14 protein-coding genes are annotated in these 14,802 nt (G+C 69.3%); 8 read left to right on the top strand and 6 right to left on the bottom strand.

All coding sequences use genetic code 11. The annotated features are described in order from the left end of the window. Window positions 1-18 precede the first annotated feature (18 nt). From U5O44_RS12120 to U5O44_RS12085, 8 genes are all read left to right on the top strand, one after another. A complete protein-coding gene (locus tag U5O44_RS12120; RefSeq protein ID WP_322588724.1) occupies window positions 19-1,590 on the top strand; it encodes a benzoate-CoA ligase family protein in 1,572 nt (523 codons plus the stop codon). 2 nt (window positions 1,591-1,592) lie between these two features. Next, window positions 1,593-2,417, top strand: a complete 825-nt coding sequence (locus tag U5O44_RS12115; RefSeq protein WP_322588723.1) for an alpha/beta fold hydrolase — start codon at window positions 1,593-1,595, stop codon at window positions 2,415-2,417. Window positions 2,418-2,442: 25 nt separating this feature from the next. Further along, on the top strand, window positions 2,443-3,630 hold the full coding sequence (locus U5O44_RS12110) for an ABC transporter substrate-binding protein (protein WP_416222169.1): 1,188 nt from the start codon (window positions 2,443-2,445) through the stop codon (window positions 3,628-3,630). A gap of 108 nt (window positions 3,631-3,738) precedes the next feature. Further along, on the top strand, window positions 3,739-4,605 hold the full coding sequence (locus tag U5O44_RS12105) for a branched-chain amino acid ABC transporter permease (protein WP_322588722.1): 867 nt from the start codon (window positions 3,739-3,741) through the stop codon (window positions 4,603-4,605). A gap of 7 nt (window positions 4,606-4,612) precedes the next feature. Further along, window positions 4,613-5,587, top strand: a complete 975-nt coding sequence (locus U5O44_RS12100; RefSeq protein ID WP_322588721.1) for a branched-chain amino acid ABC transporter permease — start codon at window positions 4,613-4,615, stop codon at window positions 5,585-5,587. Beyond that, the gene (locus U5O44_RS12095; RefSeq protein WP_322588720.1) at window positions 5,584-6,330 is read left to right on the top strand and encodes an ABC transporter ATP-binding protein; all 747 of its coding nucleotides are present in this window, start codon (window positions 5,584-5,586) and stop codon (window positions 6,328-6,330) included. Before U5O44_RS12100 ends, U5O44_RS12095 begins: the two co-directional genes overlap by 4 nt. A 1-nt stretch (window position 6,331) precedes the next feature. Beyond that, on the top strand, window positions 6,332-7,054 hold the full coding sequence (locus U5O44_RS12090; protein WP_322588719.1) for an ABC transporter ATP-binding protein: 723 nt from the start codon (window positions 6,332-6,334) through the stop codon (window positions 7,052-7,054). Window positions 7,055-7,088: 34 nt separating this feature from the next. Continuing rightward, window positions 7,089-8,882 carry a feruloyl-CoA synthase gene (locus tag U5O44_RS12085; protein ID WP_322588718.1) on the top strand — a complete coding sequence of 598 codons (1,794 nt, stop codon included), beginning with the start codon at window positions 7,089-7,091 and terminating at the stop codon, window positions 8,880-8,882. 384 nt (window positions 8,883-9,266) lie between these two features. Here the strand turns inward: U5O44_RS12085 and U5O44_RS12080 are convergent, their stop codons facing one another. The 6 genes from U5O44_RS12080 to U5O44_RS12055 form a co-directional block, all read right to left on the bottom strand. Continuing rightward, window positions 9,267-10,436, bottom strand: coding sequence for a GNAT family N-acetyltransferase (locus tag U5O44_RS12080; protein WP_322588717.1), 1,170 nt, complete (start codon window positions 10,434-10,436; stop codon window positions 9,267-9,269). A gap of 246 nt (window positions 10,437-10,682) precedes the next feature. Further along, window positions 10,683-11,114: an acyl-CoA thioesterase gene (locus U5O44_RS12075; protein WP_322588716.1), complete on the bottom strand. Its 432-nt coding sequence runs from the start codon at window positions 11,112-11,114 to the stop codon at window positions 10,683-10,685. A 15-nt stretch (window positions 11,115-11,129) separates the two neighbouring features. After that, window positions 11,130-12,053, bottom strand: coding sequence for a DMT family transporter (locus tag U5O44_RS12070; protein WP_322588715.1), 924 nt, complete (start codon window positions 12,051-12,053; stop codon window positions 11,130-11,132). A gap of 154 nt (window positions 12,054-12,207) precedes the next feature. Then, window positions 12,208-12,708, bottom strand: a complete 501-nt coding sequence (locus U5O44_RS12065) for a GNAT family N-acetyltransferase (RefSeq protein WP_322588714.1) — start codon at window positions 12,706-12,708, stop codon at window positions 12,208-12,210. Continuing rightward, window positions 12,705-12,992 carry a type II toxin-antitoxin system TacA family antitoxin gene (locus U5O44_RS12060; protein WP_322588713.1) on the bottom strand — a complete coding sequence of 96 codons (288 nt, stop codon included), beginning with the start codon at window positions 12,990-12,992 and terminating at the stop codon, window positions 12,705-12,707. The genes U5O44_RS12065 and U5O44_RS12060 overlap by 4 nt, the downstream gene beginning before the upstream one ends. A 52-nt stretch (window positions 12,993-13,044) precedes the next feature. Continuing rightward, window positions 13,045-14,799 (bottom strand): SulP family inorganic anion transporter, encoded by a 1,755-nt coding sequence (locus U5O44_RS12055; protein WP_322588712.1) that lies wholly within the window; start codon window positions 14,797-14,799, stop codon window positions 13,045-13,047. Window positions 14,800-14,802: the final 3 nt, after the last annotated feature.

The following is a 14,802-nucleotide window of genomic DNA, read 5'->3' as shown; positions in this document are numbered from 1 at the left end:
GAGAGGACAGGACACACCATGAACGCCCCGACCGCCGGACAGCCCTTCAACTTCGCGCAGCACCTGCTGTCGCTGAACACCGCCCGCGCCGACAAGGCCGCCTTCCTCGACGACCTCGGCACGCTGAGCTACGGCGGACTCGACGAGCGCGTGCGCCGGCTGGCCGCCGCGCTGCGGGCGATGGGCCTGAAGCGCGAGGAGCGGGTGCTGCTGCTGATGCAGGACGGCTGCGACTGGCCGGTGAGCTTCCTCGGCGCGATGTTCGCCGGGCTGGTGCCGGTGGCGGTCAACACGCTGCTGACGGCCGACGACTACGCCTACATGCTGGAGCACTCGCGGGCGCAGGCCGTGCTGGTCTCCGGCGCGCTGCTGCCGGTGCTGACCGCCGCGATGGTGAAGTCGGACCATGAGGTGCAGAAGGTCATCGTCTCGCGCCCGGCCGCGCCGCTGCACCCGGCCGAAGTCGAGTTCGAGGCCTTCCTCGCCGCCCACGCCCCGGCCCAGAAGGCAGCAGCCACCAGCGGCGACGACCACGGCTTCTGGCTCTACTCGTCCGGCTCGACCGGCCGCCCCAAGGGCACGGTGCATTCCCACGCCAACCCCTACTGGACCGCCGAGCTGTACGGCAAGGGCGTGCTCGCGCTGACCGAGGCCGACGTGTGCTTCTCGGCGGCCAAGCTGTTCTTCGCCTACGGGCTGGGCAACGCGCTGAGCTTCCCTCTCACGGCGGGCGCGACGACGATCCTGATGGGCGAGCGCCCCACGCCGGACGCGACCTTCAAGCGCTGGCTCGGCGGCGTCGGCGGTGTGAAGCCGACGGTGTTCTTCGGCGCCCCGACCGGCTTCGCCGGCATGCTGGCGAACCCGAACCTGCCCGCCCGCGAGGCGGTGGCGCTGCGGCTGGTGTCGTCGGCGGGCGAGGCATTGCCGGCCGACCTCGGCGAGCGCTTCCAGCGCCACTTCGGCGTGGACATCGTGGACGGCATCGGCTCGACCGAGATGCTGCACATCTTCCTGTCCAACAAGCCGGACGACGTGCGCTACGGCACCACCGGCTGGCCGGTGCCGGGCTACGAGGTCGAGCTGCGCGGCGACGACGGCCGCCCGGTGCCGGACGGCGAGCCGGGCGACCTCTACATCCACGGCCCGTCGGCGGCCATGATGTACTGGGCCAACCGCGAGAAGACCCGCGACACCTTCCAGGGCGGCTGGACCAAGAGCGGCGACAAGTACATCCGCAACGCCGACGGCACCTACACCTACGGCGGCCGCTCCGACGACATGCTCAAGGTCAGCGGCGTCTACGTCTCGCCGTTCGAGGTCGAGGCCACGCTGGTGCAGCACCCGGCTGTGCTCGAAGCGGCGGTGATCGGCGTGAACGACGCCGAGGGGCTGACCAAGACCAAGGCGTTTGTCGTGCGCAAGACGGGCTGCGAGGTCAGCGACACGGAGCTGAAGGCCTTCGTGAAGGACAAGCTGGCGCCCTACAAGTACCCGCGCCAGATCGAGTTCGTCGACGACCTGCCCAAGACCGCCACCGGCAAGATCCAGCGCTTCAAGCTGCGCGACCAGGAAAGAGCGCAGGGCTGAGGATGGCGCACGACATCGCCTTCGCCGAGATCGACTGGGCCGGCCGCCCGGTGCGCATCGAGTACCGCCGCATCGACGCGCCGGCCGGTGCCACGCCAACGCTGCAGCCGACGCTGGTCTTCCTGCACGAGGGCCTGGGCTCGGTGTCGATGTGGCGCGACTTTCCGGACCGGCTGTGCGCGGCGCTGGGCTGCGCGGGGCTGGTGTATTCGCGCCCGGCGTACGGGCAGTCCACGCCGAGACCCGCCGGCGAACGCTGGCAGCCGGACTTCATGCACCGGCAGGCGCGCGAGGTGCTGCCGGCCGTGCTCGACGCGGTCGGCGTGTCGGCGCCGTACGCGCTGTTCGGCCACAGCGACGGCGGCTCGATCGCGCTGCTGCACGCGGCGAGGTTCCCGGCGCGTGTCGCGGCCCTGGTCGTCGCCGCGCCGCACCTGTTCGTCGAAGACCTGTCCATCGCCAGCATCACCGACGCCCGCACCGCCTACGCCACCACCGACCTGCGCGACAAGCTCGGCCGGCACCACGACGATCCGGACTCGGCCTTCCGGGGCTGGAACGACATCTGGCTCGACCCGGCCTTCCGCGACTGGACCATCGAGGCCGAGGTCGCGACGGTGCGTTGCCCGGTGCTGGCGGTGCAGGGCGTGGATGACCAGTACGGCACGATGGCCCAGATCGACCGCATCGCCGCGCTGCGCCCCCCCGGCGCCACCACGCTGCTGAAGCTGCCCGACTGCGGCCACAGCCCGCACCGGGATCAGCGGGAAACCCTCATTGGCAGGGTGTGTGACTTCATGCATCGTGCCTTGTCACCGATTACTTGACACCTAAACTTTCTGGAGACCCGCCATGACTGCACTTCGCTTCAGCCCCCGCTTCAGCACCCCCTTGTCGAGCGCCCTCGTGGCCGCGGCGCTGCTGTCCATGACCTCGGGCACGATGGCCCAGGACAAGATCAAGGTCGGCTTCATGCTGCCCTACACCGGCACCTTCGCGGCGCTGGGCGTGGCGATCGAGAACGGCTTCAAGCAGTACGTCGACGAACAAGGCGGCAAGCTCGGCGGCCGAGTGGTCGAGTACGTCAAGGTCGACGACGAGTCCGATCCGTCCAAGGCCGCCGACAACGCCAACAAGCTGGTCAAGCGCGACAACGTCGACGTGATGGTCGGCACCGTCCACTCGGGCGTGGCGATGGCGATGGCCAAGGTCGCCAAGGACAACAACACGCTGCTGATCGTGCCAAACGCCGGCGCGGATGCCATCACCGGCCCGCTGTGCGCGCCGAACATCTTCCGCTCGTCGTTCTCGAACTGGCAGACCGGCTACGCCATGGGCAAGGTCGCCGCCGAGCGCAAGATCAAGACGGCGGCCACGATCACCTGGAAGTACGCAGCTGGGGATGAATCGGTGCGTGGTTTCAAGGAAGCCTTCGAGGCGGGCGGCGGCAAGGTGGTCAAGGAGATGAACCTGCCGTTCCCGAACGTCGAGTTCCAGGCGCTGCTGACCGAAGTCGGCGCGCTCAAGCCGGAGGCGACCTATGTGTTCTTCGCCGGCGGCGGGGCGGTGAAGTTCGTCAAGGACTGGGCTGCAGCGGGTCTGGGCAACAGCGTCAAGCTGATCGGCTCGGGCTTCCTGACCGACGGCACGCTCGAAGCACAGGGCGACGCAGCCAAGGGCCTGCTGACCACGCTGCACTACGCCGACGACCTGAACAACCCGAAGGACAAGGCCTTCCGCCTGCAGTACGCCAAGACCTACAAGCTCCAGCCGGACGTGTACGCCGTGCAGGGCTACGACGCGGCGCAGCTGCTCGGCGCCGGCATGGTCGCAGTCAAGGGCGACGTGAAGAACCGCGACGGCATGGTCAAGGCGATGGCGTCCGCCAAGATCGACAGCCCGCGCGGCCCGTTCACGCTCAGCAAGGCGCACAACCCGGTGCAGGACTTCTACCTGCGCGAGGTCACCGGCAAGGTCAACAAGAACATCGGCATCGCGGTGAAGGGCCTGGCCGACCCGGCACGCGGCTGCAAGCTCTGATCCCTTGTCCGGTCCTCGTCGTGGATCCCCGCCGGCGCGGGGATGACGGAGAAGGACTGGGCGTCATCCCCGCGCAGGCGGGGATCCACGCACCGCACCCACGCCCCCATGGACCTCACCACCTTCCTCATCCAGTGCCTCAACAGCGTGCAGTACGGCCTGCTGCTGTTCCTGGTGGCCTCGGGGCTGACGCTGATCTTCGGGATCATGGGCGTGATCAACCTCGCCCACGGCAGCTTCTACATGATCGGCGCCTACTTGGCGTTCTCTCTGAGTTCGTTGCTGGGCAGCCTACCGCTGGCCTTGCTGGTGGGGATCGTGCTGGCGGTGGCCTTCGGCTACGTGCTGGAGTGGGTGTTCTTCAGCTACCTCTATGACCGCGAGCACCTGCAGCAGGTGCTGATGACCTACGGCCTGATCCTGGTCTTCGAGGAGCTGCGCAGCATCCTGGTCGGCGACGACGTGCATGGCGTGGACATCCCCGGCTGGCTTGCCGGCTCGATCGCCATCGGCAACGACATGACCTACCCGGTCTACCGGCTGTTCGTCTCGGGCGTGTGCCTGGCGCTGGCGCTCGGCATGTACCTGCTGATCAACAAGACGCGGCTCGGCATGATGGTCCGCGCCGGGGCGACCAACCGCGAGATGGTGCAGTCGCTCGGGATCAACATTACGCTGCTGTACCGGGTGGTGTTCGCGGTGGGCGTGGCGCTCGCCGTGTTCGCCGGGATGATCGCCGCGCCCGTGTCCTCGGTGTACCCGGGCATGGGCGGGCAGGTGCTCATCATCTGCTTCGTCGTCGTCGTGATCGGCGGCATCGGCTCGATCAAGGGCGCGCTGATCGCGGCGTTGCTGATCGGTTTCGTGGACACCTTCGGCAAGGTGCTCTGGCAGGAAGGCGCCGGGGCGCTGGTGTACGTGCTGATGGCCGCCATCCTGCTGTGGCGCCCGGCCGGTCTGTTCAAGGCAGGGTGATCGGGCAATGGCCTCCAACAAGTCTCTTTCCGTGCTCGCCTGGGCGCTCGTGTTCGTGGGGCTGGCGGTGTTCCCGCTGCTGCCCGAGCCGATCGGCGGCAAGTTCCACACCGAGCTGCTCGCCAAGGTGATGATCATGGCCATCTTCGCCGCCAGCCTGCAGCTGCTGGTCGGCTACACCGGGCTGGTGAGCCTGGGCCATGCCGCGTTCTTCGGCTTCGGCGCCTACGCGGTGGCGATGCTGGCGCCGATGTCGGAGGCCGGCAACGGCTGGCTGATGCTGGCGGCGGCGGTCGGCGGCGCGGGGCTGCTCGCGCTGGTGATCGGCGCGCTGGTGATGCGCACGCAGGGCATCTACTTCATCATGGTGACGCTGGCCTTCGGACAGCTCGTCTACTTTGTCTTCCACGACACCGCGATCGCCGGAGGCAGCGACGGCGCCTACGTCTACTTCAAGCCCGCGCTGGCGATCGGCGGCTGGCAGTGGATCGACCTGGAGCAGGCGAACAGCTTCTACTGGTTCGTGCTCGGCGCGCTGGTGCTGACGCTGGGCGTGCTGACGCTGGTGCTGCGCTCGCGCTTCGGGCACGCGCTGATCGGCATCAAGCACAACGAGCAGCGCATGCGCGCCGCCGGCTACGCGACGCTGCTCTACAAGCTCGCGAGCTTCGTCGTCGCGGGGATGCTGGCCGGACTGGGCGGCTTCCTCTATGCGGCGCAGTACGGCTTCGTGACACCCGAGATCCTGTCCTGGCACTACAGCGGCAACGCGCTGGTGATGATCATCCTGGGCGGGCTGGGCAGCCTGGGCGGCGCGGTGACGGGGGCATTCGCCTTCGTGCTGCTGTCGGAGTGGTTCTCGGCGCTGAGCAAGCACTGGCAGTTGCTGTTCGGCAGCTTCATCATCGTCGCGGTCGCCCTGCTGCCGCAGGGGCTGGCGGGCGTGTGGTCCCGGCTGACGCAGCGCAAGGAGGCCGCATGAGCGCCACATTGTTCGAAGCCCGAGGCCTCACCCGCCGCTTCGGCGCGCTGGTCGCCGTGAGCGACGTGTCGGTCGCGCTGCACGAGGGCGAGATCCACGCCGTCATCGGCACCAACGGCGCGGGCAAGTCCACGCTGATCAACCTGCTGTCGGGTGAGCTGCCGCCGTCGAGCGGGGCGGTCGTGCTGGGCGGCCAGGACGTGACGCACTGGCCGCAGCCGAAGCTGGCCCACGCCGGCATCGGCCGCAGCTACCAGCGCAACAACATCTTCCTGCCGCTCAGCGTGTTCGAGAACTGCCGGCTCGCCGCGCAGGCCCGGGTGCAGCGGCCGTTCGCGTGGTGGGAATCGGCGCAGGCGTGCCGCACCAGCACCGAGCGGGCCAAGGCGGCGATCGAGCGCGCCGGCCTGAGCAGCTTCGCGCAGCGCACGGCGGCGAGCCTGTCGCACGGCCAGAAGCGCCAGCTCGAGATCGCGATGTGCCTGGCGACCGAGCCGCGCGTGCTGCTGCTCGACGAGCCGCTGGCCGGCATGGGGCCGGAGGAATCACACCGCATGCTCGACCTGCTGCGCGAGTTGAAGACCGGCCACGCGATCCTGCTGGTCGAGCACGACATGGACGCGGTGTTCGCGGTCGCCGACCGCATCACCGTGATGGTCAACGGCGCGGTGATCGCCACCGGCACCCCCGACGAGGTCCGCACCAACCGCGACGTGCAGGCCGCTTACCTGGGAGGGCACTGAGATGTCCGCAGCATCGACTCCGCTGATCATCGACGCGCAGGGCGTGCAGGCCTGGTACGGCAGCAGCCACATCCTGCACGGCCTCGATTTCCGGCTCGCCAAGGGCGAGACCGTCGGCCTGCTCGGGCGCAACGGCATGGGCAAGTCCACGCTGATCCGCACGCTGCTGGGCCATGTGCGCCAGCGCGAGGGGCGCATCCACGTCGCCGGCAAGGATCTGTCCAAAGGCCTGCCGCACCAGGTGGCGCAGCTCGGCGTGGCCTACGTGCCCGAAGGGCGCGGCATCTTCCCGACGCTCACCGTGCGCGAGAACCTCGTGATGGCGGCGCGCGCTGGCACGTCCGGCCAGAAGGACTGGACCTACGAGCGCGTGATGGAGACCTTCCCGCGCCTGTCCGAGCGGCTGACCAACCTCGGCAGCCAGCTCTCCGGCGGCGAGCAGCAGATGCTCTCGATCGGCCGCGCGCTGATGACCAACCCCGACGCGGTCATCCTCGACGAGGCCACCGAGGGCTTGGCGCCGCTGATCGTCGCCGAGATCTGGCGCGTCATCGCCAGCATCCGCCGCACCGGCATCGCCACGCTGATCGTGGACCGCGACTACCGCAAGGTCTGCAACGAGTCGGACCGGCTGGTGGTGATGCAGAAAGGGCGCCTCGTGCTGGAGGGGCCGTCCGAGGCGTTGCGCGGCAGCGCGGAGCTGGCGGGCTTTCTCGGCGTCTGAAATCTGCCCCGACAAGAACCCAAGGAGACACGACATGGACCTGATGCTGTTCGACGACGCCGCCGCCCTCGCCCCGCCGCGGGTGCTGCGTGAAGACCTGCCCGGTGGTGGCTTCATCCTGCGCTCGCCCGAGCCGCTGCAGCCCTTCGTGCGCTGCATCGGCGAGTGGCTGGAGCACTGGGCCGACACGACGCCGGACGCCATCTTCCTCGCCGAGCGCGACGCCACGGGCGGCTGGCGCCGCCTCACCTACCGCGAGACCCGCGATGCGGTCGGGCGGCTGGCGCAGGCGCAGCTCGACCTGAACCTGCCGGCCGACAAGCCGGTGGTGATCCTGTCGGACAACAGCGTGGACCATGCGCTGATGATCCTGGCGACGATGCACCTCGGCCGCGTGGCCTGCACGGTGTCGAGCGCCTACTGCCGGCTGACCAAGGACTTCGAGAAGATCCACGCCATCCTCGACGCGCTCGACCCCGGGTTGGTCTACGCCGCCGAGCCGGGTGTCTACGGCCCGCCGGTGCGCGCCTGGACACGCGGACGCGACGTGCCCGTGGTGTTCAGCCAGAACGCCACCGCCTTCGACGGCGCGCACGCCTTCGCCGCGCTGCTGGACCGCGAGGAAACGCCCGCGGTGATGAGCGCCTTCGCCGCGATCCGCCCGCACTGGCCGGCCAAGTACCTGCTGACCTCCGGCTCGACCGGCGTGCCCAAGGTGGTCATCAACAGCCACCGCATGCTCTGCGCCAACCAGAAGCAGATCGCGCAGGCCTGGCCCTTCCTGACGCGCCACCAGTTGCGCCTGCTCGACTGGCTGCCCTGGAGCCACACCTTCGGCGGCAACCACAACTTCCACATGGTGCTCGCCCACGGCGGCAGCCTGTGGGTGGACGAGGGCCGCCCGGTGCCCGGCCTGATCGAGAAGACGGTGGCCAACCTGCGCGACGTGCGGCCGAACTTCCACTTCAACGTGCCGCGCGGCTTCGACATGCTGCTGCCCTACCTCGAAGCGGACGAAGCGCTCGCCCGCGACGTGATCGAGAACCTCGAAGGCGTGTTCTACGCCGGCGCCGCACTGCCGCAGAGCCTGTGGGCGCGGCTTGAAGCGGTGGTCGCCAAGGTGCGCAACCGGCCGCTGTGGTTCACCTCGTCCTGGGGGGCGACCGAGACGGCGCCGGCCGTGACGAGCGTGCATTGGCGCATCGACCGCGCCGGCTGCATCGGCCTGCCGCTGCCGGGCGTCGAGCTGAAGCTGCTGCCCAACGGCGGCAAGCTGGAGATCCGGGTGCGGGGCCCGAACATCTTCTCTGAATACCGCCACGCACCCGAGGTCACCGCCAAGGCCTTCGACGAGGACGGTTTCTACTGCATCGGCGACGCCGCGAAGCTGCTGGACGAGACCCGGCCCGAGCGCGGCATCGTCTTCGACGGCCGCGTCGCCGAGGATTTCAAGCTGCTCAGCGGCACCTGGGTCAGCGTGGGCACGCTGCGCGTGCGCGCCGTCACCGCGCTGGCGCCGCACGCAGCCGACGTCGTCATCACCGGCCACGAACGCGAGGAGATCGGCCTGCTGGTCTTCCCGACGCCACAGGCGAAGGCGCTGCCGCGGGCCGAGCTGGAAGCCCACATCCGCGCCGGGCTGCGGGCGATGAAGGCCGAGGGCGGCGGGTCGTCGCAGACGCCGGTCTGTGCGCTGGTCCTCGACGAGCCGCCGAGCGTGGACGCCGGCGAGATCACCGACAAGGGCTATCTGAACCAGCGGGCGGTGCTGACACGGCGCGCTGCGGCGGTGAACGATCTGCACGGCCCGGCCGGACTGCGCAACTGAGCGCCACGGCGAGCACTCGGCGGACTGGAAAGTCAAAACCCGGTCACGCCCGGCGCGGAAGCCCCCGCATCTGCAGGGAGTGGACACTGCCCCATCGGTACCGAATGGAACCAGAAGTGTCTAACATTTCCGCATGCAACACTTTCTGGTCATCCTGCTGGGCCTGTACCTGGGCATCGGGCTGCTGCTGCTGCAGGTCGGCCCGCTCAGCCACCTGATGCACGAGACCCGCCAGGACGGGCTGGGCTCGTCGCTGCTGCTGGGACTCTTCCTGCTGCTGCTGTGGCCCTGCCTGTGGCCCACGGCGGTGTACCGCCCGCAGTTCAGCGCCAGCATGCTGACCTTCGACCGGGCGGGAATGGTCGATGCTGCAGACCCCGAGGATCAGGTCGACGCAGACATCTGGTCGCCGTCCAGTGCAGCCCTCGCCAGCACGGGCCTGCCCTCCCCAGGCACAGAAGGCGCCGCAGGACCGGCCACCGGCACGCCCGGCGTGGAACGGCTGCGGTAGTCGCGCCACTGGCGGCGCAAGTCGGTGCTCAGGAACAAGGCCCGCGCGGCCAGCGTCGGCGCATACAGCCGCAGCGACTCATGCGACCGGCACAGGCGGCTCCACTGCAGCTTGTAGTCCTCGTCCATCCCGATGAAATCGAATTCGCGCACACCTTGCGCGAAATAGCGCTCCAGCCGCGCCACCAGCAGCATCACGCCGGGACGCCGCACCGTGAAGTCCGGATCGAAGCTGGTCTTGAGTCCGTAGACCCGGTCGCCCTGCAGGACATCCATGCTGTGCGCGGTCGGCACACCGTCGATGAGCAGCACCGCGGCCCGCACCTGGCCGATCCGGGCATAGCGCCCCAGCAGCTCTTCATACAGGCGGGTCTCCCACTCGCGCGTCGCCAGCGAGGTACCGGTGCGGCGCTTCCAGCTCTTGCGCTCGACGGCCAGCGCCAGCGCGAAATAGGCGTCCATCTCGTGCGGCTGGGTGAAGTAGCGGACCTCCACGTCCGGCGAGGTCGTCACGTCCCGGCGCCGTGCGCGCATGTTGCTGCGGAAATTGCGGCTCTTCGTGGCGAGGAACTCGTCCAGCGTGCCCGGACTGACGATGTAGGGCGAGCGCCCCTTGGTGATGCGCTCGACGCGGCAATCGGCCTGCGGGGCTGCACGCAGCCATGCGGTGTGCAGCGGTGAACCAGTCTCCAGCAGATCGACGTCCAGCCAGCTCCACGCACCCTGCGCACCGCGCAGCCCCTGCAGCGTCAGCCGAACCGCATCCCCGAGGTCCAGGGAGGTGAGCAGCCCGCCATGCAGACAGAAGATGTTCGTCAGCGCCCCCACCTTGCGCCATGTCATGCCCATCCGGCGGTGTGTGGTGAACCGCATGGGCCAGACCAGCGTCATCTCGCCACAGGCATCCGTGATGAAGCCCACCAGCAGCTCGGCCGTGTCGAGCTGGTGGCCATGGATCAGACTGCGGGCCCAGATCGGGCTCAGGTCGGGCGCAGCCCCCATGGACGCCCACAGCCGCAACCAAGCCGCTTCATGCTGCTGCATGAATGCGTCCCAAGGCAGGAAGTTCAGTTCTGCTGAGGTTGTCATAGCACACGATTCCCTGGATGAAAATGCCGATTCAGGGCCAGTCTAGGGGGTTGTTCTGCGCTTTCGGGGGGCTGAAAAGCCGCCAGTGACAAACCGTGAGGAAACGTACGCATCCGTGCCCACTCGAATCGGGGGGCGTCTTCCCTGATCCGGGTGGTGGGCCGCATGACACCGCGCGCTGTGCCTTGCACAGGCACCCGTTCAGCGCGCCGAACAGCGTTCCTGCCAGTCCTGGGGCACGGGGACCGCCTCGATCGCATGCGGGTCGCTGCCATCGCCCTTGCGGCGAGCAAACACGCGCACTTCGGTGATCTCCACCAGCAGCGTCTCGCCGCGGCGGATGCGGTGTGTCATGACGAAGCTCTTGCGACGCCATTCAGTAACGCTGGAGTCGATCGACAGCGCGTCGCCGTAGGAGGCGGGACGCAGGAACTTCGCCTGCGTGTCCACCAGCGGCGTGCCGAGGATGCCGCGCTCGCGCTCGGTCTCCTTCCAGCTCGGCAGGCCGCACTGGACGAAGAAATGCCGGCTGGCGGCATCGGCCCAGCGGAAGAAGTTGGGGAACCAGACGATCTGCGCCGGGTCGCAGTCGCCGAACTCGACGCGCAGGGAGTAGGTGTGGGTGAGGCTCATGCCCACCAGTGTGGCTCAGCCGGCCTTGGGCAGCGGCCCGCGGGTGGCGGGTGTGGTGGCGGTGGACTGCTCGCGGCTGGACAGCCAGGTGCCGAGCACGCCGCAGCCGGTGATGATCGCGATGCCGCCGAGCGTGGCCGTGTCCGGCGCGTGGCCGAACCAGAACCAGCCGACCAGCGTGGCGAAGACGATCTGGAAGTACAGGAACGGCGTCAGCGTGGTGGCCCCGGCGCGCATGTAGCCGAGGATCAGCAGGAAATGCCCCGACGTGCTCAGCGCGCCGAGCAGCACCAGCAATGCCCAGCCGGCTGGCGTCAGCGTCTGCCAGCTCCACGGCAGCAGCACGCTGGTCAGCACGGCGCCGGTCAGGCCGGTGTAGAACTGCGTCGTCGCGGGGTCTTCGGTGCGCGCCAGGCGGCTGGTGATGAGCTGGAACACGGCGTTCGACAGCACCAGCCCGAACGGCAGCAGCGCCGCCCAGCCGAGGTCATGCGCCTCGCCCTTGGGCCGGATCACGACCAGCGCGCCGACCATCCCGCCCGCCAGCAGCAGCCAGCGCAGCGCCGGCACCCGCTCGCCCAGCGTCAGGGCGGCCAGCAGCGTGATCAGCAGCGGCGTGAGCATCACGATGGCGGTGAACTCGCCGACCGGCATCACCTGCAGGCTGAAGAACGCCAGCACGCTCAGCGTCAGCAGGCTCAGGCCGCGCAGCAGTTGCAGGCCCGGGCGCTCGGTCTTCAGCAGCGCGGTGCCACGGCGCGGCAGCACGGTCAGCGCGGTGAACCCGACCTGGAACAGGTAGCGCGTCCACACCACCAGCCCCACCGAGGCGATCGCGCTGGCGACCTTCACGCCCGCGTCGAAGCAGGCGAACAGGGCGACGGCGGCGATGACGAACAGGATGCCGTGGAGGGGGCGGGAGGGGGTGGCGGTGGGCATGGGGACAGGGCGCGAAGGGAAGGCGACACTGTAACGACTAATGGAAAACCCTCGCCTCACCCGAAGCACCGCTTCAGGGCCTTTTCTCCCGTATCCGCGCCATATCCGCACCGCTTTCGCGTCGTTGTTGCGCCGTTGTTGCACCCACGTCGGTTCAGCCGGCGGGTTTCAGGCCTGCGAGGGGCAACACCAGTTGCAGCGGCGCGTGGGCGAACGCGATGAAGCCATGGCGCTGGTAGAACCGGGCGGCGGTCTCGTCCTTGGCATCGACCATCACGGCAAACGTGGCCACCGGCGACTGCAAGGCGCGCTGCACGGCGTCCCACAACAAGGCCGCCCCGAGCTGTCGTCCTTGGTAGCGCCGATCGACGGCCAACCGCCCGAGCCGGGCCACGGGCACCGAGGGGTAGCGCGGCAGGCGGCGCGCCAGTGCATCGGGCAGATCGGTCAGCGGCACCCCGGCCGCGGCGAGCGTGAAGTACCCGGCCACCGCGCCCGTCGCCACGTCCACCGCCACGAAGCACGAGGCCACACGGCGGCGCACGTCCTGCCCCACCTGCTCCTTCAGGTAGCGGTCGAGCGGGGGCGAGCCGCTGTCGAAATCGGATCGCCGGTGCGCAGAGCCCAGCGCCTCGATCCGGAACGGCGCTGTCACGCGGCGCGATCGATCAGCCGCACGTGGGCCTGCGCGGCCCGCTCCAGCGCGGGCGCGGTGGCGGGCGGCTCCAGCAGCGCCCGCGCAAACCGTTCCTGGTCCTCGACCGACAGGCGGATGATCTGCGCGTCCTCGATGGTCCGGCAGGCCGCCTCACGGGCCGCCACGACCAGAAAGTCACTGACGCTGCGGCCCTGCAGCTCGGCAGCGCGGCGGACCAGGGCGAGCACGTCGGGGGCGATGCGGGCTTCGACGCGGGTGGTGCGGGGTTGGGTGGTGGGCATGGGAGCCTCCTTTGCCATCAATGTACGTTATTTCACCGTACACATTACCACCTCAAATCACCACCCCCGGATCATCCGCCTGACACTCCCGAAACACCCGCACCGAACACCGCGCACAGACCTCCCGGTCCAGCCGCGGATAGATCGCCGCGATCGCCTGCTGCTTGTCGGGAAACACATGGTCGCGCCCCAGTCGGTCGAGAAACCCGGTGCGGGTCCAGATCTCGATCACCTGCGGGCGGGGCCGGTGGAAATACAGGTCGCCACCGGCGGCGCGGCGCTCGCGCAGTTCGGTGTCCCAGACCTCGACGCCCGCGAGGTCGAGGAAGTTCATGCTCTTGGTCATCACCAGCAGGTGCTTCTGCGCGGGGTCGGTTTCACGCAGCGCGTGCAGGTGTTCGCCCACATGGGTCGCGGCACCGAAATAGATCTCACCCTCCATGCGCAGCAGTTTCAGTTGCGGACATTCCGGCAGCGCGCCCGGCGTGTCGTCGCGCACCACGAAACGCCGCTCCGGGCTGGTGCGGTCAAAGCCCATCGTGCGCATCGCCGGGCGTGAGGTCTGGTACAGGTAGGCGACCAGCGACAGCCCGGTGCCGATCAGGATCGCCATCTCCAGTCGCAGCAGCAGCGTGGCCGCCAGCGTCGCGCCGGCGATCGCCAGATCGGTGCGGTCCAGCCGGGCGAGGCGGCGCCAGCGCGGCAGGTCCAGCAGCGTCCACGCCACCAGGATCAGCAGCCCAGCGATCGCCGCATGCGGAATCCGGGCCAGCAGCGGCGACGACACCGCCACCAGCACCAGCAGCCACCCTGCCGAGGCGACCCCCGCCAGCGGCGTGCGCGCCCCGGCCTCCAGGTTCGGCACCGAGCGGTTCAGTGAGCCGCAGCTCAGGTAACACGAGAAGAAGCCGCCGACCACGTTCGACAGCCCCTGCCCCAGAAACTCGCGGTTGGTGTCGATGCGCTGGCCCGAGCGCGCCGCCATCGCCTTGGCGATCGACACCGACTGGCCTAACGCGATGATCGACAGCGCCAGCGCCTTGTCGATCAGGTCCGGCACCCGCGCCCAGTCCACGTCCGGCACATGGAACGACGGCCACGGCGACGGCAATGTCCCGATCGTGTGGACCGCCCAGCGCTCCGGCAGCAGCACGGCCAGCACCCCCGCGCTCACCAGCCCGATCAGCATGAACGGCCAGCGCGACGCCTTCCACCGCAGCCCCGCCGCCACGCCCAGCGCCGTCAGCCCGACCAGCACGGCGCCGGGGTTGGCCTGCGGCAGGTGCTGCCAGCTCTGCAGCAGCACGCCGCCCGGCCCAAGCCCACGCGGCACGCCTGCGTCCATCAGGTCGCGCAGCGCGTGGATGGCGATCAGGCACGCCGCGCCGCTGGTGAAGCCGTGCAGCGCGGCCGGCGAGATGAAGTTCGCCAGCAAGCCCAGCCGCAGCGCCCCCACCGCCGTCTGGATCACGCCCACCATCACCGTGACCATCAGCGCCAGCTCGATGTAGCCCGGACTGCCGGCCGCGGCCAGCGGCGCGAGCATCGCCGCCAGCGCCAGCGAGTTGGCGTTGGTCGGGCCGGACACGACGTGCCAGCTCGACCCGGCCAGCGCCGCGACCACCGTCGGCACCAGCGCGCTGTACAGCCCGTATTGCGGCGGCAGGCCGGCCAGCGACGCAAACGCGATGCCCTGCGGCAGCACCAGCAGCGCGCCCAGCAACCCGGCCTGCGCGTCAGCGCGCAGCGTCTGCCGGTTGACCCTCAACACCCAAGGCCCGAGCACGCGGGCGAGCAACGCGGTCATGGC

The sequence above is a fragment of the Sphaerotilus sp. genome, from assembly GCF_034519685.1.
Taxonomy (GTDB): domain Bacteria; phylum Pseudomonadota; class Gammaproteobacteria; order Burkholderiales; family Burkholderiaceae_C; genus Sphaerotilus.
Note: the sequence above shows the minus strand (reverse complement) of the source record. Positions and strands in the feature narration are given on the sequence as shown.